The 23156-nt window shown below is 57.6% G+C and carries 17 protein-coding genes; 14 read left to right on the top strand and 3 right to left on the bottom strand.

Annotated elements, in window-relative coordinates; all coding sequences use genetic code 11:
• Positions 1-107: 107 nt before the first annotated feature.
• Together glpK and acpS are read left to right on the top strand one after the other, a co-directional pair.
• Positions 108-1616, top strand: coding sequence for a glycerol kinase GlpK (gene glpK, locus EXY20_RS34060; protein WP_135556891.1), 1509 nt, complete (start codon positions 108-110; stop codon positions 1614-1616).
• Positions 1617-2120: 504 nt separating this feature from the next.
• The gene (gene acpS / locus EXY20_RS34055; protein ID WP_135556890.1) at positions 2121-2519 is read left to right on the top strand and encodes a holo-ACP synthase; all 399 of its coding nucleotides are present in this window, start codon (positions 2121-2123) and stop codon (positions 2517-2519) included.
• Positions 2520-2670: 151 nt separating this feature from the next.
• Here acpS and EXY20_RS34050 read toward each other — a convergent pair whose 3' ends face one another.
• Positions 2671-2859, bottom strand: coding sequence for a c-type cytochrome (locus EXY20_RS34050; RefSeq protein ID WP_135556889.1), 189 nt, complete (start codon positions 2857-2859; stop codon positions 2671-2673).
• Positions 2860-2863: 4 nt separating this feature from the next.
• Between EXY20_RS34050 and EXY20_RS39335 the strand changes: the two genes are divergently transcribed.
• The gene (locus EXY20_RS39335) at positions 2864-3364 is read left to right on the top strand and encodes a hypothetical protein (protein ID WP_167859715.1); all 501 of its coding nucleotides are present in this window, start codon (positions 2864-2866) and stop codon (positions 3362-3364) included.
• A 114-nt stretch (positions 3365-3478) separates the two neighbouring features.
• Positions 3479-3835, top strand: a complete 357-nt coding sequence (locus EXY20_RS34040) for a c-type cytochrome (protein ID WP_135556887.1) — start codon at positions 3479-3481, stop codon at positions 3833-3835.
• 315 nt (positions 3836-4150) lie between these two features.
• Here EXY20_RS34040 and EXY20_RS34035 read toward each other — a convergent pair whose 3' ends face one another.
• Positions 4151-4909, bottom strand: coding sequence for an SDR family oxidoreductase (locus tag EXY20_RS34035; RefSeq protein ID WP_135556886.1), 759 nt, complete (start codon positions 4907-4909; stop codon positions 4151-4153).
• Positions 4910-5549: 640 nt separating this feature from the next.
• On the opposite strand from EXY20_RS34035, the gene EXY20_RS34030 reads away from it, so the two are divergent.
• The 7 genes from EXY20_RS34030 to EXY20_RS34000 all read left to right on the top strand — a co-directional run bounded on the left by EXY20_RS34030 (position 5550) and on the right by EXY20_RS34000 (position 16858).
• The gene (locus EXY20_RS34030; RefSeq protein WP_135556885.1) at positions 5550-5927 is read left to right on the top strand and encodes a hypothetical protein; all 378 of its coding nucleotides are present in this window, start codon (positions 5550-5552) and stop codon (positions 5925-5927) included.
• A gap of 309 nt (positions 5928-6236) precedes the next feature.
• The gene (locus EXY20_RS34025; RefSeq protein WP_135556884.1) at positions 6237-8948 is read left to right on the top strand and encodes an RCC1 domain-containing protein; all 2712 of its coding nucleotides are present in this window, start codon (positions 6237-6239) and stop codon (positions 8946-8948) included.
• Between the two features lie 139 nt (positions 8949-9087).
• On the top strand, positions 9088-9843 hold the full coding sequence (locus EXY20_RS34020) for a YdcF family protein (protein ID WP_135556883.1): 756 nt from the start codon (positions 9088-9090) through the stop codon (positions 9841-9843).
• A 315-nt stretch (positions 9844-10158) separates the two neighbouring features.
• Positions 10159-12648 (top strand): hemoblobin-interacting domain-containing protein, encoded by a 2490-nt coding sequence (locus EXY20_RS34015; RefSeq protein ID WP_167859714.1) that lies wholly within the window; start codon positions 10159-10161, stop codon positions 12646-12648.
• A gap of 705 nt (positions 12649-13353) precedes the next feature.
• Positions 13354-14979 carry a type 2 periplasmic-binding domain-containing protein gene (locus EXY20_RS34010; protein ID WP_135556881.1) on the top strand — a complete coding sequence of 542 codons (1626 nt, stop codon included), beginning with the start codon at positions 13354-13356 and terminating at the stop codon, positions 14977-14979.
• 73 nt (positions 14980-15052) lie between these two features.
• Entirely contained in the window at positions 15053-15955 is a 903-nt protein-coding gene (locus EXY20_RS34005; protein WP_135556880.1) for an ABC transporter permease, read from the top strand.
• A gap of 12 nt (positions 15956-15967) precedes the next feature.
• Complete coding sequence (locus EXY20_RS34000) at positions 15968-16858, top strand: carbohydrate ABC transporter permease (protein ID WP_135556879.1); 891 nt, start codon at positions 15968-15970, stop codon at positions 16856-16858.
• Between the two features lie 38 nt (positions 16859-16896).
• Here the strand turns inward: EXY20_RS34000 and EXY20_RS33995 are convergent, their stop codons facing one another.
• Entirely contained in the window at positions 16897-18288 is a 1392-nt protein-coding gene (locus tag EXY20_RS33995; RefSeq protein ID WP_135556878.1) for an extracellular solute-binding protein, read from the bottom strand.
• 181 nt (positions 18289-18469) lie between these two features.
• On the opposite strand from EXY20_RS33995, the gene EXY20_RS33990 reads away from it, so the two are divergent.
• From EXY20_RS33990 to EXY20_RS33980, 3 genes are all read left to right on the top strand, one after another.
• Complete coding sequence (locus tag EXY20_RS33990) at positions 18470-20200, top strand: polysaccharide deacetylase family protein (RefSeq protein ID WP_135556877.1); 1731 nt, start codon at positions 18470-18472, stop codon at positions 20198-20200.
• Between the two features lie 71 nt (positions 20201-20271).
• Entirely contained in the window at positions 20272-21474 is a 1203-nt protein-coding gene (locus EXY20_RS33985; protein WP_135556876.1) for a DegT/DnrJ/EryC1/StrS family aminotransferase, read from the top strand.
• Positions 21471-22793 carry a hypothetical protein gene (locus EXY20_RS33980; RefSeq protein ID WP_135556875.1) on the top strand — a complete coding sequence of 441 codons (1323 nt, stop codon included), beginning with the start codon at positions 21471-21473 and terminating at the stop codon, positions 22791-22793. The genes EXY20_RS33985 and EXY20_RS33980 overlap by 4 nt, the downstream gene beginning before the upstream one ends.
• Positions 22794-23156: the final 363 nt, after the last annotated feature.

The raw sequence follows: 23156 nt of genomic DNA, 5'->3' as shown, positions 1-23156 counted from the left end.
ATACGCCGTTTTGACGCCGCCCGCTGCTTCAAGCCGTTATGGCTTGGCGCGGGCAACGTGGAAACGGCGTTTATTTTTTGGCGGATAATAAGGAGGAGAGCGGGCGAATGAACGGACAAGGACAGTATGTGCTTGCCATCGATCAGGGAACATCGAGCACGCGCGCCATGCTGATCGATGCGCAGGGGCGAATCGTTTATCAGGCGCAAACCGAGTTTGCGCAGTATTTTCCGGAACCCGGCTGGGTGGAGCACGATGCGCTGGAAATTTGGGACACGGTGCGGCGAGTAACCGGCGACGTCTTGCGGATGGCGGAGGAGCAGCAGGGGACGGCGGCGTATGTGGCGGCAATCGGGTTGACCAACCAGCGGGAGACGGCGATCGTCTGGGACCGCGCCACCGGCGAGCCGGTTTATCGCGCCATCGTCTGGCAATCGCGGCAGACATCGGGCATTTGCGACGAGCTGAAGGCAGCCGGTTATGAAGACGCTTTCCGCGCCAAAACAGGGCTGCCGATCGACGCTTATTTTTCCGCGACGAAGGTGAAGTGGATCCTGGATCATGTCGACGGGTCGCGGGTGCGCGCGAAGCGCGGCGAGTTGTTGTTCGGCACCGTCGATACGTGGCTGATCTGGAAGTTGACGGGCGGAGGGGCGCATGTCACCGACTATTCCAACGCATCCCGGACAATGCTTTACAATATCAGGGGGCTGGAATGGGACGACGACATTTTGCGGACGCTGGACATTCCGCGTCAGATGTTGCCGGAAGTGAAGTCGTCTTCGGAGATCTACGGCCATACGGCGCCGGAGCTGTTCGGCGGCCGTGCGATTCCGATCGCCGGTGCGGCGGGCGACCAGCAAGCGGCTTTGTTCGGGCAAATGTGCCATGAGCGCGGCGCGGTCAAAAATACGTACGGCACCGGCTGCTTCATGCTGATGAACACCGGCCGGGAAGCGATCGAGTCGCGTTGCGGGTTGCTGACGACGATCGCCTGGGGCTTGAACGGCGCCGTCGATTACGCGCTCGAAGGCAGCGTGTTCGTCGCCGGTTCGGCGATCCAGTGGCTGCGCGACGGGCTGGAGCTGCTGGCGACGGCCGGCGAAAGCGAGCCGCTGGCCGCCAGCGTGGCTTCGGCCGAAGGCGTGTACGTCGTGCCCGCTTTTGTCGGGCTCGGCACGCCGTATTGGGACAGCGACGTGCGCGGCGCCGTATTCGGCTTGACCCGCGGCACGACGAAGGCGCACTTCGTGCGCGCTACGCTGGAGTCGCTCGCGTACCAGACGCGCGACGTCATCGATGCGATGGAAGCCGACTCGGGCATCAAGCTGCACAAGCTGCGCGTAGACGGCGGGGCGACGGCGAACCGGCTGCTGATGCAGTTCCAGAGCGACGTGCTGGGCGCCGCCGTGGAACGGCCGGTCGTGCACGAAACGACGGCGCTCGGCGCCGCTTATTTGGCCGGGCTCGCCGTCGGTTTCTGGCGCGACTGCGCCGAGCTGGCAAGCTTGTGGCATCGCGAACGCCTATATACGCCGGCGATGCCGGAGGACGAGCGGGAAGCGTTGTACGCCGGCTGGCGCAAGGCGGTGCGGGCGGCGATGGCGTTCAAGTAGCGCGCCGCGTGTCGCGTATGGGGTATCGGGTATCGGGTAAAGGCGGAAATAAGCCGGGAAATCCGGCTTACATTGCTACCGGAGCGGGGATGAGCGGAAATAAGCCGGAAAAGCCGGCTTAAATTGCCGCCGGAACGGGGATGAGCGGAAATAAGCCGGAAAAATCGGCTTAAATTGCCGCTGGAGCAGGGATGCGGGGAAATAAGCCGGAAAAGCCGGCTTAAATTGCCGCCGGAGCAGGGATGAGCGGAAATAAGCCGGAAAAGCCGGCTTATATTGCCGCCGGAACGTGGGGCGCGTCGGTAACCGGATGGTGTGGTGGAATGAGCGGGAGATGCGGCGAGGTGGAGTCAAATCCCGCCAATCTCCACATTACGTATTTCCCTCCCCCACCCGAACAATTGGTAATTAGTTGTAAACAACCTCGTTTTGGCAACTTTTGTGCAGGGACGAAACTTTGTGAGATAATGGAGTCTGGATATACGCGGGAAAAGGGGAGAGCGGATGATAATCGGAATCGGCACCGATCTTGCGGACTTGCCGCGTATTGCGGATCTGCTGGCGCTGCCGGCCGGCCGGCGGTTCATGGAGCGCATCCTGGCGCCGGAGGAGCGGCTCCTTGCCGAACAGCGCAAGGCGCGGCTGGTCGAATTTGTTGCCGGGCGGTTCGCCGCCAAAGAGGCGGTATCCAAGGCGTTCGGCTGCGGCATTGGCAGGCAGATCGGGTTTCACGATATGATCGTCACGAACGATGATTCCGGCAAGCCGGTATGCACAGTGTCCGCAGCCGCATTGGAACGGCTCGGCTTGGCTGACGGCGTGCGCATTCATCTCAGTATTACGCATACGGGCGGCATGGCCGGGGCGTTTGCCGTTGTCGAGGATATCGGGGGAAGAAGGTAGCGCAGCGGGCGAGCTTGCCGGTTGGTTGCGGCGCAACAGGCAAGCCCGTCCCGTCGATGCCTGTCGATGCCGGGGCGGGCTTTTGCGGTGCGATTACCACCTACCTCTAAACGCGGTCGCTCATCTTCGAGTGGCCTCGAAAGAGGTTTTCTCATTTTTTAGCCGCGAGCCAGGTGGCCAGCGTTTTGATTTCGTCGTCTTTCAGCGTATCCTTGAAACCCGGCATTCGGCTGCCGCCGCTCGTGATTTGCTTGACGATTTGATCTTCCGACAGTTTGCCGCCGATCTTCTGAATGTTCGGTCCCGGCTTGCCGCTTAGATCGGCCGCATGGCAGGACATACAGTTGGCCTTGTACAACGTTTCCGCGTCCGCGCTTACGGTTGCGGCCGGCTTTGCCGTAGCCGTAGCAGTCGCCGCCGGAGTGGCCGTCGCAGCTGCGCTGGCGCTCGGTTTCGGCGTGGCTGTTGCCGTCGACGTTGCCGTGGCTGCCGCGCTCGGGCTCGCGCTGGGGCTTGCTGCCGCGCTGGCGCTTGGGCTCGCCGCCGCGCTGGCGCTGGGACTGGCCGCTGCGCTTGCGCTTGGGCTTGCCGATGCTGAAGGGCTGGCGGCAGGACTTGGCGTCGCCGACGCACTCGGGCTGGCCGAAGCGGAAGGACTTGGGCTGCTGCCCGATTGTTTGCCGCCGCCGCATGCGGCGAGAGCGACCGCCATGGCGCATACGAGCGCAAACCCGCTCATTTTTTTCATCGTGTCACCGTCCTTATCCTTGTGGTGGGCTTGCCTCACCATAGGAAACGGCGCAACGTTCCGATCGGTTTGCCCCTGCTGCGGCAGATTGTCATAGGATATTCATAAAATGGCGGCCAAGCGTATGTTCCAGCCTGTTCCAATCCATTATAGTCATAAGTGTAGAACCTTTCGTTCGCTTGCGGAAACTATGGCAAAGGGATGATGAGCGATGTGGAAAAAAGGAATCGCGACCATCGGCGCGGCTGCGTTGATGATCAGCTTGGCGGCTTGCGGAGGCGGCAGCGGCAATAAAGAGGAGAGCGGCGCTTCGCCGGGCGCCAGCGCAGCACCAGTATTCGCGAACGCGGAAGTGGAGACGCTGTACAAGACGAACTGCCTGTCCTGCCACGGCGACACGCTCGGCGGCAAAATCGGCCCCAGCCTGAAAAAAATCGGCGGCAAGCTGACCGCCGACAAAATCGCCGCCAAAATCGAAAACGGTGCCGGCACGATGCCCGCTTTCAAAAATAAGCTCAAAGACACCGAAATTACGGCGCTCGCCGACTGGCTGGCGACGAAGAAGTAGGCTGCCGTTCACGGCAGCCGGCTGGACAACCTATCACTTGCGGGCCGCTCCTGTGGAGCGGTCTTTTTGCACGCGCGAGACTGCCGCTTCGCAAGAAGCGGTTGCGAAATAAGCCATATTTGATGGCCTATTTCATCAAAAGCGGGGGTCAACACAAAAATAGCCAGCGAAATCACTGGCTATTTCCGAAAAATGTTCGATTTTGGGGTCAGTTGACCCAAATAACCAGTGTTTTTACTGGTTATTTTCCACGAAGCCAGTGAAAAGGCGCGAATAGGCCATTTTTCATGGCCTATTTTTAAAGAGTCGCTCCTCTTAACGGCCGAGCCAACCGCCGTCGACGGCGAGAATGTGGCCGTTCACATAATTGGCGGCCGGCGACGCCAGAAATACCGCCGTTCCGGCAATGTCCTCCGCATCGCCCCACCGTCCCGCCGGAATGCGCTCCAAAATTTGCCGGTTGCGCGTCTCATCGTTCATCAGTGCCGTGTTCATATCCGTGGCGATATAACCGGGTGCGATGGCGTTGACATTGACGCCGTGTTTCGCCCATTCGTTGGACAGCGCCTTCGTCAGCTGGGCGATGCCGCCTTTGGACGCCGCATAGGCCGGCACATTGATCCCGCCTTGAAACGAGAGCAGGGAAGCGATATTGATGATTTTGCCGCTTCCGCGCGGGACCATTGCCCGCCCGGCATGCTGGCACAGCAGCCAGACGTGCTTCAAATTGACTTGCAGGACGACGTCCCAGTCGTCCTCCGTGTAGTCGACGGCTGGAGTCCGCCTCGTGATGCCGGCGCAATTGACCAATATATCGAGCTGCCCAAAATGCGCCGTGACGGCCGGAATGGCGGCCTTCACCTCTTCCGGACGTTCCAGGTCGCACGGGACGATGAAACAGGCGCGGCCGAGCGTTTCGATTTCGCGTTTGACCGCTTCGTCGTGCGGATTGCGCTGAAGCAGCGCGATGTCTGCGCCTGCGCGAGCGAGCGCGATGGCAATGGCGCGCCCGATGCCGCGTGTAGGTCCGGTGACGGCGGCGATTCGGCCGGTCAGATCGAATAAGGGGTTCATGATGGACGTCCTCCTCTGGATCTGCTGACAGTGGGTTCTCCTTTTACTATAAAAGCAAACGTTCCCGCCGTAAATGCCGATTTAGAGGAGAACGAGTCGCGGCGGTCGAACGATGGTGGCGCAACTGCACTTCCATTTGCAAGTTCATACTTTTATCCCCTTATTTTAAACTAAAAGTGAATGAAACATAAACAATTCATTACAAAATATTACAATAATAGTTCTATTGAACTATGTCCCGAGTTGCATGAATTTGATATTCTTCCAATATACAAGTATGGAAACGATACCCAGTTGGGTGATCATCTCTCAGAGCAGATTTATGCGCGGTTGATATTCCAGCAGCTGGTGTGTATTATGGGGGAATTGTTCATCAGAAATCAATATGTAAAGAACAGAGACTCTATATTTATGCTTATGTATGAAAGAATACCATCGATCTGCTCGACCCCCAAGGTTCATTTCCTTTCGGTTTAAATCAGGAACTTGGCTATTTGTTTCAGCTTGTTTTATATTTGGGAGCTTTGATTGCGGCAGTTTTCTACTTTGCATGGTTTCGACGCTGGGAGGGCAGAATTGGAGAGAAATAGTTTTGCTTAACAGGAGGCAAGTCACTTTCAGAAGCATTTCAGGAGGAGAAATGGCTAAAAAAATAGCAATTGGAGCGATTCTGGTAATCATCTTGTCTACGATTTATTTTTTACTGATTTATGACAAGCGCAAGGATGATAAGAGAATGATTGCACATGCTTTGGAAGCGTTCTCTAGTCAATATTGCCATAAAGAAATAACAGTGAAAAAAGTTGTTATTCGTCAACGTTCTTTACTTTTAGATAACACGATCATCTGGTATGCTCAAATATCTCCGTCCATTTATAAATTCGAAGGAATGTATGTAGAAGTGTTAAACGAGTATCATTTTTACGGCGAATCTAGTTGCAGCGAAGTTAAAAGTTTTACCCTCGATCGTTCCAAAGAAGAATTCACGCCTAATTTAAAACCAAAGGGGTTTAAATAATTCTATAAAAAGGGAAGAAGAGGAAAAAATGAAACTACTCAGAATAATAGCATTACTACTAATTCTCGCAATGGTAGTACAGAATGTTTCGTTTGCCCAAAGTGTTTTTTTTACTGCGATTACTTCTAGTGTAGAAACGCAGCAGACAAATATTCCTACAACCGATGATCCCCATTCCGAATCTTCGGATGATTCTCATTCCTCTCATTTGATAGAAGTGACTGACCATGAATCGTACTTGGCGTGAGTCAAGGGGTCGAACATGTGTACAGTGTCAGAGCGCGAGATGTTGCGAAGAATGCGTCCGCTATGAGCAGTAGTGTTACGATTCAATTGGACGACACCATTCCGCCAGGATCGCCGACGAATATGGTTGCTTCCAACATCACCAATCATACTTTTAATCTTTCTTGGACCGCCGCAACGGACAATGTGCATACTGCTTCGTACGAGGTATATCAGGATGGCGTGCTCATTGGAACCGTTTCGGAGAACGTGTACACGGTGACGAACCTCGCCGCGACAACGGATTACAGCTTTACGGTTATAGCCAAGGACTCCGCGGGGAACGAGTCGGAGCCGAGTGCGCCATTGCTTGTGGAAACGCTCGGGCCCTTCTCTCTGAGTGCTTCCGAAATTGGCGGCGGTTCAATAGTACTGACTTGGCAAGCTCCTGAAGGCGTGGCCGGCATTTCGAGGTATGTGCTGTATAAAGACGGATCGCTGGTCGGGACCGTGCAAGGGAGCATGAATTACCGGGTACTGGGACTAACGCCGGATACATCGTATACCTTCTCGGTCACAGCGGTTGAAGTTTCTGAAAATGTCATTTCGGAAAGCGTTCCGCTGGTGGTGAGCACAGCGAACGAGGTGAAACCAATGATGGTCAAAACTGGAATAGACCATTATGTCATACTGAAAGACGACGGGACGGTGTGGTCATGGGGACTGAATGAAAGCGGACAACTCGGGGATAACACCATGACCAGTAGTATGGGTCCGGTACAAGTGATGGGGCTGTCCGATGTAGTCGATGTAGCCGCAGGAACGTCATTCACTCTGGCATTGAAGCAGAATGGGACCGTCTGGGCTTGGGGAAGCAACAGTTCCGGGAAATTAGGGGATGGCAGCTCGGTGAGCAGCCCACTACCGGTTCAAGTGGCGGGGCTGACCGGCATCATTGCCATATCGGCAGGGGCAACGCACGCTCTGGCGCTCAAACAAGATGGAACTGTTTGGGCATGGGGAGGGAACACTGACGGCCAGTTGGGGAACAACAGTAGTACCAGCAGCTTGACTGCTGTTCAAGTAGTCGGTTTGTCTGATGTAACCCGTATTTCGGCGGGAAACAATATTTCCGTGGCAGTCAAACGGGATGGTACCGTATGGGAGTGGGGAATAATCGGCTATTCGTACGATATTTCTCCGGTATACAGTTCAAAGTTGCCAGTACAAGTCATGAATCTGTCTGGTGTTGTCGATATTGCCGTTGGATTTAATAGTGAGTTGACATCCGCATTCAAGAGAAACATCTATGTGGTAGCAGTCAAACAAGATGGCACCGTATGGGCATGGGGGTATAACGGAAACGGTCAATTAGGCGACAGTACGACGGTATATCGTTCCGTTCCGGTTCAAGTGGCAGGGCTGTCGGACATCACGGAAGTTGCGGCAGGCGAGGTTCACGCCGTGGCGCTCAAACAAGACGGCACCGTATGGTCATGGGGATACAATGGGGAGGGAGAACTGGGGAATGGAACGACGATCAATAGTACATCACCGGTGCAAGTAAGCAATGTGGAGAATGCCACCGGCATTGCAGTCGGCAGCAAGCATTCCGTTGTGATGCAACGGGACGGAGTGGTGAAAGTGTGGGGGGAGAACACATCGGGAGAGCTCGGGATCAGTGTGGATCCCATGCAAGCAGACGGATTAAAGGGTTTCGCGGCAATTACTGCGGGACTGCACCACGTGCTGGGGATCAAACAAGACGGTACAGTCCGGGCTTGGGGAGAAAACGCCGACGGTCAATTGGGAAATGGAAGCACCGTTGACAGCGATGTTCCTGTTTCCGTAAGCAATTTGACTGGTGTCGTGGATCTAGCCGGAGGACAAGCACATTCGCTTGCAGTGAAACAAGACGGCACTGTGTGGGTATGGGGAGGCGGCGTTCCGGGCGTGTTGGGAATTGGCGCTACTGCCACCAGCACGGTACCCGTGCAAGTGACAGGATTAAGCAGCGGGAAGGACGTAGCTGCAGGCGCGTACCATTCGCTGGTGCTGAGATCGGATGGAACGGTATGGGCGTGGGGGCAGAATACCAGTGGACAACTGGGAGACGGAACGACGACCGATCGAATTACACCTGTACAAGTAAGCGGTTTGACTGGCGTGATAGCGATTGCTGCGGGACACGATCATTCCTTGGCGCTGAAATCGGATGGAACGATATGGGCATGGGGAAATAATGCCTTTGGACAACTGGGCGACGGTACGACAACGAATCGAGTGGCTCCTGTTCAAGTGAGCGGCATCACGAGCGTCACGGCTATTGCAGCCGGTGCATCTCATTCCATGGCAATTGGGCCTTATAGTGCCGTCTGGACGTGGGGGGACAACGCATATGGTCAACTTGGCAATGGAACTACCACCGGAAGTATGGTCCCTATCGAAAACAATGTTGATTTCAGTGCAAAAAACATTTTTGCAGGAGCATTCAGTCGTTCCTCCTTTGCTTATGTACAGGATTTTAATGCAAAGTATAATCTAATGGCATGGGGAGAGAACAGATCGGGCCAACTTATGAATGGCTCACATTTTACCACTGAATTTCCTGAAACAGCGAGAAAAGCGAATATCGGGACGCGCCAAGCAGATATCAAACTTGGAATTAGCGCAGATTTCACTTTATTGATGAAGGGTACGACGGGTGCTGTTCAGGGATGGGGAAATAACGATCGTGGCCAAATGGGCGACGGGGCATTTTATCAAACAATTCCTGTGGTTGTCGACATTGAATAATTGTCTTTCGTCACCGGTGATTCGCCTCGCAGTACGAAAGCTACAGCCGTTGTTGCACATCACAATCCCGCCATTTAAGATAAGGGAGTGAGTCGCAACCAATAGCTGACTGTCGAGCGGCTCAAGCCGGAGGACCTCTATGATCTATCTCATTAAATTCGGATACAGCTTCCTGCTGCCGCCCGGCATATTCATCCTGGCGCTGGCCGCGGCGGCCGTGTGGATGCTGCGCAAACGCGAGCGCGGCATGGCGCTTGCGCTTGCCGTTGTTGCGCTTGCGCTGTATGTATGCAGCACGACGCTCGTCAGCGACAGCCTCGTGCGCTCGCTTGAAATTCGCTACGAGCCGCCGCAAGCGATCGACGGCGACGTCATCGTTGTGCTGGGCGGCGGAGCGACCGAGGATACGCCGGACATCGACGGCAGCGGCAATTTGTCGGGGGCGGCCGGCAACCGGCTGCTGGCGGCGGCGCGCTTGCATTTCCGCACCGGGCTGCCGATCCTGTTCTCCGGCGGCAAAGTATTTGCCGACACCGGCAACGAAGCGGATATCGCCAAGCGGCAGTTGCTGGCGCTGGGCGTGCCGGCAAGCGCAGTATACGCCGAGAATCGTTCGCTGAACACGGAGCAGAATGCCGAATACACCGCACAAATGATGGCGGATCACCGGCTGGCGAAGCCGCTGCTCGTCACCTCGGCGCTTCATATGAAGCGAGCCGTCATGAACTTCGAGCGGGCCGGAGTGGCGGTAACGCCGTACCCGGTCGATTACCGCGTCAGCCGGCACAGCGCCTTCGGGCTGCATCGGCTAAGCCCGGTTTCGTATGCGCTAGATAATGTCGGCGCCAGTTTGAAAGAGTATTTGGGTATTGTGGCGATCCAATTGTTCGGATAACCAATGTTGGGCTAATTCCATATAGATTGCGACAAATAACGCCTGAAAAAGACGGCGGCACTCGGCCGACTCGTCTTTTTTTGGATTTGTTCGACTTTTACTTGCCCATCTATGAATCTCATGCTTGAAGAAGCGCTAAAAAAATAGGGCGAAAGTACCGATAAAATAAGAGTATGGAACTTCCGTGATGTTGCAACAACGGATGGCAATCCATTATCCATCAAGAGGGGAATAGAACGTGATGAACAGGATCGTTGTGAAACTTTGAACGACGCGAAAGGAATGGAGATAACCATGATAACAGGAAAGCAAGGTTTGAAACGGAAAGGAAATATTTGGGCATGGATGCTGGTGTTCAGTATGATCGTTCAGCTGCTGTCTGTGAAGCAAGCGGCCGTTCATGCGGATGGCAATATGGATTGGCAGGCGGCAGGAAGTCTTGGCATCTCTGCAGGCACAGCTTACAATACATCGATCGTGACAGACAGCAGCGGAACTCCTTATATGGTTTATATTGATGGCGGGAACGGCAATAAAACGACGGTAATGAAATACGATGGCAGCAGTTGGATGCCCGTTGGCAGCGCCGGCTTCTCCCTGGCATCGGCCAGTAATGCATCGATAGCGATCGACAGCAGCGGAACCCTCTATGTTGGATATGCGACTGGCGGCGGCATGATGGGGAACGGCTCAATGACGGTAATGAAATACAATGGGAGCAATTGGGAGGCCGTAGGCAGTGCCGACTTCGCCGATGGAGGGGATCAATATACCAAGATAGCGATAGACAGCAGCGGAACCCCGTATGTTGTTTTTAATGATAATGAAAACGGCGAAAAAGCGACGGTAGTGAAATACGACGGGAACAATTGGGTGACGGTAGGCAGTGCCGGCTTCACCGGGGGAGCGGATTACTATACAGCGATAGCGATAGACGGCAACGGAATCCCCTATGTTGCTTATATGGATGGCGGAAACGGCAGTAAAGCGACGGTGATGAAATACAACGGGAGCAGTTGGGCGGCCGTCGGCACCGCCGGCTTCTCCGCAGCAGCGGCTAATTATCCATCGATAGCGATAGACAGCAGTGGAACCCCTTATGTTGTTTATGGAGATAGTGCGAACGCTTCGAAAGCTACGGTGATGAAATACAGCGGGGGCAGTTGGGCGGCCGTTGGTACCCCTGGCTTCTCCGCAGGTCAGGCTGACTATACATCGATAGCGGTAGACAACGGCGGAACCCCTTATGTTGTTTATAAAGATTATGGGAACAATTATTCAGCGACGGTAATGAAATACGATGGCAGCAATTGGGCAACTGTCGGCAGCGCCGGCTTCACCGGAGATACAGCCGGCTTCACATCGATAGCAATCACCAGCAGTGGAACCCTTTATGTTGTCTATCAAGATCGTGGAGCGAACTATAAAGCATCGGCCATGAAGGTTGCAACCCCATCTTACACCGTCACGTATGACGGCAACGGCAGCACGGGAGGGACCGTACCTGCAGACAGCCGTTCATATGTGCCCAATGCGCCGGTGACCGTCGCAGGGAACACGGGTAATTTGGTGAAAACGGGCTACACGTTTGCGGGCTGGAACACAGCGGAGGACGGCAGCGGGACGAGCTACAGCGGCGGTGCGACGTTCGCCATCGGTTCGGCCAACATGACGCTGTACGCCAAGTGGACGACCGGCGGCAGCGTCGATAACGTCGGCGTATCGCTCAATGCGACGAAATATACGCTGCCGGTAAGCGGCACGTACAAGTCGGTATTGCGCTCCAACGCTTCCGACAACAGCTCGGCGCCAATCGCTTCGGGTGTAAAATTCGAATCGTCCAACCCGGCGGTGGCGACGGTTGACGAGACATCCGGTCTCGTGACCGGGGTAGCGAAAGGCACGGTAACGATCAGCACGTATTACGTGTCCGGAGGCACGGAATACCGGCGTTATGCGACGGTTACCGTTGATCCGAAAGCGCCGGCTTATGTGGAAGCAAGCGCCAAGAAGGCGGGCGCGATCTACCTGAGCGTCGTCGATCCAAGCGGCGCGGCGGTAGAAGGCGCCACCGTGAAAATCGCGCAAGGCAGCAAGGTGTATCCGCTGGCGACGACGGACGGCAACGGACGCGTGCTGAAATACGTGCCGGCCGGCTCTTATACCGTCACGGTGTATGCGCCAAACGGCACTACGCTGAAGAATTACACGGTTAAAGGCTTGAAGGTGCTGGCAGGCCAGCGCAGCGAGCCGTTTGTGAAGCAGCAGCTTGCGGCAGGCGCGGTTTCCTTGACGGTGAACGCGATTGCGGGCGCCGACAAGGTCATTACGGGAACGGCGCCAACAGGCTCGACGGTAACGGCGCGTGTCGGCTCGACGACAGTCGGCACGGCAAAAGGCGACAAGGAAGGCAAGTTCACGATCAAGCTGAAGACGCCGCAGCCGGGCAAAACCGTCATTGTCACCGCGGTCGATGCGGATGAGAGCGAGAAGACGGTTTCGATGGATGTGCCGAAAGCGGCAGCGGTCACGCTGACGGCAGCGACAAAAAATAACACGGTCGACAAAGACATCGTCATCACGTTCAAGGATACGATCGGGCTGCTGCCGACGACGGTAACGGCCGTGACCTACAATGGCGAACCGATGGCCAAAGGTACGGCTTACACGATCGCCAAAGGCAAGCTGACGATCAAGAAGGGCACGTTCGCAACGCCGGGCTCGTACCCGCTAGTGGTGCAGTCAAGCGCCTACGAGGATTCGTCGGTGACGCAAACGATCGTTGCAAGCAGCGGCAAAAAGTAACGCGCTGCCCGGCGGGTAAACCGCGCTTGGCGGTAGTCGTGCCGGTAGGAGCTGCGCCGCGACAGTTGGACGACGGTCGGCAGCGCGGCAGTCTTGCAACCTTATCCTGAAAGTATCCCGTTATTTCCGCGTTATTGTACGAAATGGGAAAAATAAAGGAAAACCTCCTGTTATATTGTTGCCAATAGCCGAATTTCAGGTAAAAGGCGATAATGAACGGGAGGTTTTCCCTTTATTCCGGCGAATGGACGGTTTTGACGCAAAATAACGGAGGGTTTCCTGTTATCGTGTTGTCCATTTGTTAATTTGTCGAGTGAAACTTCTGTTTATGTCAGTAATAATAACATTAAAATCAGCTATTTCTTTCGATTTACCAGCTGAACTCCAATTGATGTCATATTTTATTGCTTGACGATGTGAGATCAAACATAGTACCATATCAATACAGGTATCATACAACTTATAGAGGGGAGTTGATACCTTGCGAATAGGAAGCCAATTCCATTCGCCGTCTGAGGCGGCAATCAAACGACAATGTTCGGGCCGGTGCGACAGGAACATTTTGCGGGGAGGGGTTGACGAAGGAAAGCGCTTTCGATTATGATTAAAAACATACAGGTATCGTACAACTAATGAAATGTTGACGCCCTGTACAGCGCGCGCTGGATGAATGAAGCTATCACTTCTACCAAAGGGAGGTTTCACATGCAAGCCAGAATGAAGTTCGCTTTTTTGGCGCTAACCGCGTTAACGGTCGTTTCCACCGCCTGTTCGTCGGGCAAGTCGGGCGACAAGGCTACGGACAGCGGCACGAAGTCGCCTTCGCCGTCGACTGCCGCATCCGCCTCGGCCTCGCCCGCCGCCAATCCGTACAAAGACAAGCTGGACCTGAAGTTTTTCCTCAACTCGCAGGTTGCCGACGCAAACTTGCCGGCCGGCGACAAAGATTTCGTCAAGAAGGCGATCGAAGAGAAGTTCAACGTTTCGCTTAACGTCACCTACATGCCGATGGGCACGGACCGGACGAACAAGCTGAACCTGATGATGGCATCCGGCGATGCCCCGGACTTTTTCATCACGGCGGGAACCGACTCGCAGAAGTACGTGCTCGATAAAGTGGCGGCCGATATGACGCCGTACGTAACGCCGCAGAACATGCCGAACTATTTTAAATGGATCAACGAAACGGAACTGAAACGGTACCAGATTGAAAATGTGTTCGCCCGCGCGCCGGTCGGCTTCGTTCGCGATGTGTGGCGCTCTTATTACGTGCGCAAGGACTGGCTCGACAAGCTGAATCTGAAGATGCCGGTCACTTACGACGACATGATGAACGTGATGCGCGCCTTTACGAACAACGATCCCGACGGCAACGGCAAGAAGGATACTTACGGCTTCGGCGCCGTCGGCAACGGCATCGGCCTGTCGACGGACTTCCCGCAATACGCCAAGAACGGACTGCCCGGCGCCTTCATGGTCGAGAACAACAAGCTCGTCGACATTCAGACCGACCCGCGCATGGAAGCGGTCATGAACGACATCAAGGCGATGATCAAGGAAGGCCTCGTCGATCCCGACTGGTATTTGGCGAAGGGCACGCAGCATTTCGACAAGGCGGCGCAAGGCAAAATCGGCGTCGTGCTGTCGCTGGACAAAAATTTCGCCTTCGACAGCAACCCGGCCAGTATCCAGAACAAAACGAAGTCCGTTACGCCAACCGCCGACTGGGAACCGTTCAACCCGTTCGCCGCAACCGGCACGACGCAAGCGAACTTGCCCGACGATGCGTTCCAGTTCTCGAAGACGACCGCAGAGAAAAATCCGGAGAAAATCAAGCGGATCACCGCCATACTCGACTGGTTGGCAAGCGAGGAAGGGTATTTGCTTACCCATTACGGCCAGGAAGGCAAACATTACACCCGCAGCGGCAAAACGATTACGCTCAAGCCGGACGCGATTCAAGCGGACATTACGTCGCAGGGCAATTTTCTGCTCATCTGGGGCTCGTTCATCAAACAAACCGATCCGCTCGACGTGCTGGGGCTCGAAGTGATCGACCCGCGCATGACGGACCGCGACCGCGCGATCGTCAAAACGGTCAAAGCCTACAAAATTCAGCCGTCGATCGGCACGAACGTGGCGCCGCCGGCCGGTTTCAATCTCGCCGACTTCCGCGCCAAAATGCGCGAATACCAGTCGAAGATCGTGCTCGACGAGAAAGACGCCTCGAACTGGCCGAAGTATCGCGAAGAGCTGATGACAAAGTACAAAGGGAACGATATGATTGCCACATACGAGGCGCAAATCAAAGCGGCGGGCGTCATCAAATAGGACGGAGGCTAACTAGCCGGAAGTCAGGCCACCGCGACCGAAAACCATATGCGACGCAAGGGGTGGATGACCCGTGACCTGGTTTCAGCCGGTTTGGAAATACCGATGGTTTTACGTGATGATGGTTCCCGGCTTGTTGTATTATGTGCTGTATCACTACATGCCGATGGGCGGACTGCTGATCGCTTTCAAGGATTACAGCCTCGGCAAAGGCATTTGGGGAAGCGAGTGGGTGGGGTTCAGACAGTTTCGCGAAGTGTTTGACTCCCCCGACTTTCCCCGGCTGCTGCGCAATACGCTGATCATCAGCGTGTATCGGATCGTGTTCAACATGCTGCCCGACTTGATGTTCGCGCTCATGCTGAACGAAATCCGCATCCGCTGGTTCAAGCGGCTGATTCAGACCGTGACGTACGGGCCGTACTTTTTGTCCTGGGTCATCGTTTACGGGCTTGTGTTCGCTTTCCTTGCGCCGGAGTCCGGCATCGTCAACTATACGATCCGCGAGCTGGGCGGCACTTCGGTCAATTTCATGGCGAACAGCGAGTACTTTCGGCCGCTCGTGATTCTGACGGATATATGGCGCAATACCGGCTATGGGGCGATCATTTATTTGGCGGCGCTGGCGACGATCAACCAGGAGCTGTACGAGGCGGCGGTCGTCGACGGCGCGGGCCGCTGGCGGCAGCTGTGGCATGTGACGCTGCCGGGCATTCGCGAGGTGTTCGTGCTGCTGCTGATTCTCCGGATCGGGCATATTCTCGACGCCGGCTTCGAGCAGATTTACATTTTCCTCAACCCACGCGTATATGCAACGGGCGACATCATCGACACCTGGGTGTTCCGGCGCGGTCTGGAGCAGCTGGAGTTCAGCGTGGCGGCGGCCACGGGGATGTTCAAGTCCGTCGTCGGACTCGCGCTGATTCTCGGCGCCAACAAGCTGGCCAAAAAAATCGGCGGCAACGGCATCTGGTAGGAGGCGGCAACGATGACCATACTCGCACACCGATCGAAAGCGGACCGGACGGTCGACTGGGCGATCTATATTTTGCTCGGCTTGTTCGGGCTTGTCACCGTATTTCCGATTTATTACGTATTCGTCATGTCGGTTACGCCCCTGGCCGAGGTGCTGCGCAGCGGCGGATTTACGCTGTGGCCGAATTCGTTCACGCTCGAAGCGTACAAATGGATCTTCTCGTCGCCGGTCATTCCGCGGGCGCTGCGGATCACTATTACGGTGACGACGCTCGGCACGCTGCTCAATTTGATCGTGACGACGCTGCTGGCTTACCCGCTGTCGAAGAAGTTCATTCCCGGCCGTTCCGGGATTTTGCTCGCGATCGTGTTTACGATGCTGTTCTCCGGCGGGCTGATTCCGCTCTATCTGGTCGTGCGCGCTACCGGGCTGATGGATACGATCTGGGCGCTGATCGTTCCGGCGACGGTGTCGACATTCAATATGCTGATTATGAAAACGTATTTCGAAAATTTGCCCCAGGAGCTGGAGGAAGCGGCGCGCATCGACGGCTGCGGCGAGTTTCAGACGCTTGGCCGCATTGTGCTTCCGCTGTCGCTGCCGATTCTCGCCACGCTGGGGCTGTTTTACGGCGTTTACCACTGGAATGCGTATTTCTACGGCATCATGTTTCTGCAGGACCGGGCGCTGTACCCGATTCAGGTCGTGCTGCGCAACATGATTACGACGCAGGCGGTCAGCCAGGAGCTGAACCTGACGAATACGTCGGCCATCCAGCAGCTGCCGCCGGAGACGATCAAGATGGCGACGGTGACGATTGCCATTGCGCCGATTCTGATTCTGTACCCGTTCGTGCAGAAATATTTCATCAAAGGCATGCTGATCGGCGCCATAAAAGGATAAAGGCCCCTTTCGGGGCCTGGCCTCGCGAGCGGCAAGAGTCACGGCTGCTGCAAAATGTCGCGATAGCGGGCGGCGAACGAATCGGCCGACTCGAGTCCGGTCCAGAACAAGTCCATCTCGCGGTCCAGTTCGGTGAACATGTCCATGTCGGGCACGATCTCGTGCATGAAATAGCTGGCTTTCATCGCGCTTTCGTGCAGGCCGAGTGCGACGATATCGTCAGGGGTATGCAGCGATTCGTTCACCTGCGGAAAGACGGACAGGAACGACGTATCGCGGCAAATATCGGTTTGCGTGCGTTTGTCGAGCGCGATGCGCAGGAAATGCCGGGCCAGCTCGATGTCCTCGCCGCTGTTCGGAATCATGAAGGCGTTGGCGATGAGCAGGGAGGAAGGGTCCGCCCCAAACGGCATCGGCGCGATCTTCGGCGTGAACGGCAGGCCGTTCACCTTCCAGTTCGTCAGCTCGATGGCGGTCGTCAGCACCATGCCGGCCTTCTCCCGGCTGAATGCGTCCGAGTTGAGAATCGTCCGGTTCGCGAGCGTGGCCACGCGGTAGCGATACAGAATGTCGTGCAGGAACGTCAGCGTGCGTTGCCACAGCTTCGGATCGTCGTCCGGCTGGAAGCGGATGCCGTTGCGCATGGCGATCGCCGGCCAGCGGCTGACCGACAGCGGCAGCGAAAACCCGCATGTATCGGCGATGCCGTCGCCGTCCGTGTCGCGGGTCAGCATTTTGGCGGCGGTGATGAATTCGTCCTTCGTCCAGGCGGGATGCGGCAGCGGCACGCCGAACCGGGCGAACATGCCCGGGTTGCAGACGAGAAATACCGGCGAGAACGAAACCGGCGCAGCGTAGCTGACTTTGTCGCCATCGCTGCGGAACGCTCCGTTCAGCTTCGGGTACATGTCGGCGTACGACGGCTCGAATTCGGGCGCGAGGTCGACGAAATCGTTCGGGCTTTCCTGGCTGAACACCTGGTATTGTTTTTCCGTGACGAACAGCAGATCGGGCTGGAAGCCGAGCTCGCGGCTCGCTTCGAACATATTATGAAACGATGTGCTCGTAATCGGCAAAATTTTCACGTCGACATGAGGAAATTGTCGGCGGAATTCGCGCTCGACGAACGGCATGCCGTATTCGGCGAAGTAGGAGGGCGAAGAGGCGAGTATGCGCAGCGTCTTCGTTTGTTGCTTCGGAATCACAAAGTCGGGACGCACGACCGTGCCTTGCCCGACGCGTTTGACGATCAGCCCTTCCTCGAACAGCATGTCCAGCGCCTTGCGCACGGAGGAGCGGCTCAAGTTGTAATGGCGGCACAGCTCGTTCTCGGAAAGCAAATATTGGCCCGGCTTGATGTAGCCGGACACGATTTGTTCGCGCAATGCATTAGCCAGCTTGGTGTAGCGAAATTCGTTTTCCCGTTTCATGATTCAACATCCGTTTCCCGAAATTTGGCCGTTTTTTTGCCATATTCATGCAGTTGCGTTTTTGTTCTTGATTAAGGATATCGTGTTTTCAATTCGATAACAAGTACCATAACGGTATGTTTTTTTCGCAAGCAAAAGCTCCCATTTGCAGGGTTGAACCCGATGGAAAGGACTGACTCACGTGCGAATCGCTCGATTGGGGATCGTATTCGACAAAACGACGGCAGCGCGCAAATGGCGCTACGGCATCAACGCCTACCAGATCTATCTCCGCGAAATTATGTCGCACGCCGGTTTCACATATGACTGGATCGAAGATTCCCGCAGCTGGGGCGGGGGAAAGTATGACATCGTCATCGCGGCGCTTGCCGACGATCATCAAGACACGCTGGCCGCTATGTACGACTATGTCCGGGACGGCGGACGTCTGATCGCTTACGGCGGCTTGAATGCGCTTGCGGACCAATTCGGCTTCCGCCGGGAGACGCCGATTGCGTCCGGTTATGCGGACGCTTCGGACGAAACGTTCGGCGTGCCGGTGCAGACGCCGCTGCGTTACTTGCACGCGGCGCCGTGGACGGCGTGCGGCGAACCCGCGCCTTCCTTCGCTTCGGCGGGAACGATCCGCGCCTTGACGCCGCACGGCGAAGCGGCGGGCGATTTGCTGCAGCGCATCCGTGTCGGCGCCGGCTCGTTCGACCGCTGGTCGGTCGACATCCCGCAGACGATCGTGCGCATGCAGCAGGGCGCCCGGCCTGTGCTCGAGGACGGCATTCCGGCGGCGGACGGCAGCGTCAATGTGAATGACGGCATTCTCAAAGCCGACGATGCCATTGCATTCGATTACGAATTCGACCGCCTTGTTACGGCAACGGGCAATCCATATTTTGCCGTGCCGCAAGCCGATTTGTGGCGCGAGCTGCTCGTGTCGCACGTGATCGCAACGGCGCTGTCGCTCGGCCTGACGCTGCCGTTCGTCGGGATGTGGCCGGGCGATACGGAGCATGCGTTGATGATTTCGCACGACAGCGACGGCAACGAGGACGTGCACGCGCTGGCGGCGCTGGAGCTGCTGGCGGAAACCGGCGTGCGTTCGACCTGGTGCATGCTGGAGCCCGGCTACAGTCCCGGCGTGTACGAAAAGGTGAAAGCGGCCGGCCACGAGCTTGCCTTTCACTTCAATTCGCTCCGCGAGCAAGGCGGCAGCTGGGAGGGCCGCGACTTCGCCCGCCAGTTGGAATGGCTGCGGCGTGCCGCCGATTTGCCGGCCGTGCTGTCGAACAAAAATCATTACACGCGCTTCGAAGGCTGGAGCGAGCTGTTCGACTGGTGCGAGAAAGAAGGCGTGCAGTCCGACCAGACGCGCGGCCCGAGCAAACGCGGCAACGTCGGCTTCCTGTTCGGCACGTGCCAGCCGTACTTTCCGATGGCGTGGGCGAATGAAAGCAACCGGCTGCACGATGTGCTCGAAATCGGCTTTCTGACGCAGGACATGGACCTCGGCAACTGGGCCGACAGCAGCATTATCGTGCCGTTCCTGGAGCAGGTGGAGCGAATCGGCGGCGTGGCGCATTTCCTGTTTCACCAGGTCCACATCCATAACCAGGAGAAAGTGCGGGAAGCGTTCCGCCTGTTGATCGCCACGGCGAAAGCCCGCGGCTTCGCGCTGATGACCGGCGCGGAAGTGAACCGCTGGCACCGCGAGCGCCGGAAGGCGAGGATCGCCGGCATGGATGCCGCGGGTTTCGTCTTGACGGAGCAGGCGGCGCCGGGTACGGTAGTATGGATACCGATTGCGGAGGAAACGCTTGCCGCTCCGTCCGGCGATACGGCAGTGCGCTTCGGCCACCGGTGCCGCAAGCAGGCGGCGGTTGCCATGCCCCGGGCGTCCGGCACGGAAATGACGATATAGACGATAAGGCAGGCATAGCGAATGGGAATGGATCGTGATCAAGGCAGGACAATACGCAAGGGGGAATGAACATGGGTACGACTCAAGCGCTGGCTTCACGCGGTGGGGCTCCGGTACGAACGGCGCCGTTTCCGGCGTGGCCGGTATTCGGCGAACTGGAGGAGCGCCTCGTGCTGGAAGCGCTGCGCTCCGGCAAATGGGGCGGCGTCGGCCGCGACAAGCTGGTCGAAGTGGAGGAGGCGTTTGCCAGGCTGCATGACGCCAAATACGCCGTGTCGGTCGCGAACGGCACGATCGCAATTACGCTGGCGCTCAAGGCGGCGGGCGTCGGCCCCGGCGACGAAGTGATTATGCCGCCGTACACGTTCGTCGCCACGGCGACAAGCGCGCTGCTGTTCGGCGCGATCCCGGTGTTTGCGGATGTCGAAGCGGACACGCTGCTGCTCGATCCGGAGCGCGTGGAGGAAGCCATTACGCCGCGCACCAAGGCAATCGTTGCGGTTCATATCGCCGGCGCCCCGGCGAACATGGATCGGCTGGGCGAAATCGCCGCGAGGCGCGGTCTGGCGTTAATTGAGGATGCGGCGCAAGCGGTGGGCGCGCGCTGGAACGGCATTGGCGTCGGCGCGATCGGCGATGCCGGCACGTTCAGCTTCCAGTCGAGCAAAAACCTCAACAGCGGCGAAGGCGGCATGATCGTCACGAACCGCGAGGACATCGCCGACCTGGCCTGGTCGTACGCCAACGCCGGGCGCGTGCGCGAGGGCGCCTGGTACCAGCACGAGAACGTCGGCTGGAATTTTCGCCTGACGGAGCTGCAGGCGGCGCTTCTGCTGGCGCAAATGACGCGGCTTGGCGAGCAGATGGCGACGCGCGAACGCAACGCGTCGCTGCTTGACGCACTGCTGGCGGACGTTGCCGGCGTGTGTCCGATGAAGCGCGATCCGCGCATTACCGAACATGCGCATCATTTGTATATGTTCCGCGTAGCGCCGGAGCTTGCCCGCGCCGCCGGCGGGAAAGCGGAGCTGGTGCGCCATCTGCAGGCGGAAGGCATTCCCGCCGCCTCGGGCTATGTGCCGCTGAGCGGCAACCAGGCCGTGCTGGCCGAAATCGGCAAGCTGACCGGAACGGTGCCGACGTTCGATTGTCCGGTCTGCGACAATGCCTGCGAGAACGAAGCGATCTGGCTGACGCAGAACGTGCTGCTCGCCGGGGAAGCCGACATGCACGACGTCGCCCGGGCCGTGCGCAAGGTGACGGAAGCGTTATGAGCCGGGAGGCGCTGCTGCTGCTCGGCGCCTGCCGCATCGATGCAACGCCGGAGCGTCCGGTGCCGCTTGCCGGCTTCGCCGTGCGCTCCGGGCTTGGGCCGTACGCAAGCGTCCATCGGCCGATTCACGCGCGCATCTTCGCTTTGGCGGATGCCGGGGATTCGCCGGAGCCGGGAGGAGAACAGCCGGCTTCGCGGCGTGCCGCGGTCGTCGTGTCTGCCGACCTGCTCTGGTGGGGCAGCGACCGTGTGCCGGCATTCAAGCGCCTCGTCGCGGCGCGGTACGGGCTCGACGAAGACGCGGTGCTGCTGCACGGCACGCATTCGCATTCCGCGCCGATGGCCAGCTTCGCGTTCACCTCGTACTTGGGCGCGCCGGATACCGCCTATATCGAGACGCTGGAGGCGCGGGTTCTCGCCGGCATCGGCGAAGCGCTCGCCGCGATGGTTCCCGTGCGCGTGTTGCGGGGGAGCGGCGAATTTGCGCTTGGCATAAATCGCCGCGGACTGCTCCGTTCGCCGCCGGAAACCGGCCCGGTCGATCATGAGTTGAGCGTCGTTCGTTTCATGGCGGATGAGCCCGGGCAGGAGGAGCGTACGGTGGCAGTGTGGCTGCACTATGCCTGCCACCCGGTGATCACCGACGAGAACCGGTTATCCGACGAATACCCCGGCGTTGCCGCGGAGCTTCTGGAGCGGCAGCTCGGCGGAGGCGCTGTCGTCGGTTTCCTTCAGGGCGCCTGCGGCGACATCAACCCGGGCGACGGCGTCCGCGTCATCCGCGGCGGGGCCGCGGAAGTCGCCGCCTGCGGCGCGGCGTTCGCCGAAGCGGCGCAGCGGGTGCTGGCCGGCGCGTTGCGGCCGGTCGCGCCGCGGCCTGGCGGCATCGGCTGGCGGCGCCGGGTTGCGCCGCTGCCGCTGCAGCCGCTGCCGGCGCGCGAGCGGCTGGAGCAAGGGGCGGCGCAACCCGGCGTGGACGGCGAATGGTGCCGCATCCAGTTGGCGCGATTCGCCGGTCTGCAGCCGTGGCTGCCGTTCGAAGCGACCGTGCTGGCGGTCGCGGACGGCTTGTCGCTGCTGGGCATGAACGCCGAAGCGGTCGTCGCCTACGGCTTGCTGGCGAAGCGGCTGTCGGCGGGAGCGGTGCTGCCTCTTGGGTACACGAACGGCATGATCGGCTACGTCGTGACGGCGGCGATGCTTGATGAAGGCGGCTACGAGCCGGTCGCCTCGACGATCTATTTTGCCATGCCGGCGCCGTTCGCGCGCGAAGCGGAGGCGATCGTGCGCGACACGCTGGCGGAGCTGCTGCGCGATTAAAAATAGCCCATAAAAAATGGCTTATTTGCCCGATTTGGGATGCTTCGTCGGAAATAGCCAGTGAAAACACTGGCTATCTCAACTCTGAAGCCCCAAAATCGGCCTTTTCAAAGAAATAGCCAGTGATTTCGCTGGTTATTTTGGAGGAGAGGCCCGTTTTTGGTGGAATAGGCAATAAAATAGGGCTAATTTACAAGGTGCTTGAGCGGAGCGGCGCGTCGCGAGAGAGCAAATGGGTTAGTTGGCGCCGGGGAGAATACCGCGCTTTGATGCGACGTGTCTGCTTGGCGATGTTTCAACCAGGGGCGAGGGGCGGGAGCGGAGAGCGGGGGTTGGTATGGAGAAGCGGCAGCGTTCGCCTTT

This window comes from Paenibacillus cymbidii (genome assembly GCF_004764705.1).
Taxonomy (GTDB): domain Bacteria; phylum Bacillota; class Bacilli; order Paenibacillales; family NBRC-103111; genus Paenibacillus_AN; species Paenibacillus_AN cymbidii.
The sequence above is the reverse complement of the archived record's forward strand: the minus strand, read 5'-3'. Positions and strand labels throughout refer to the sequence as shown.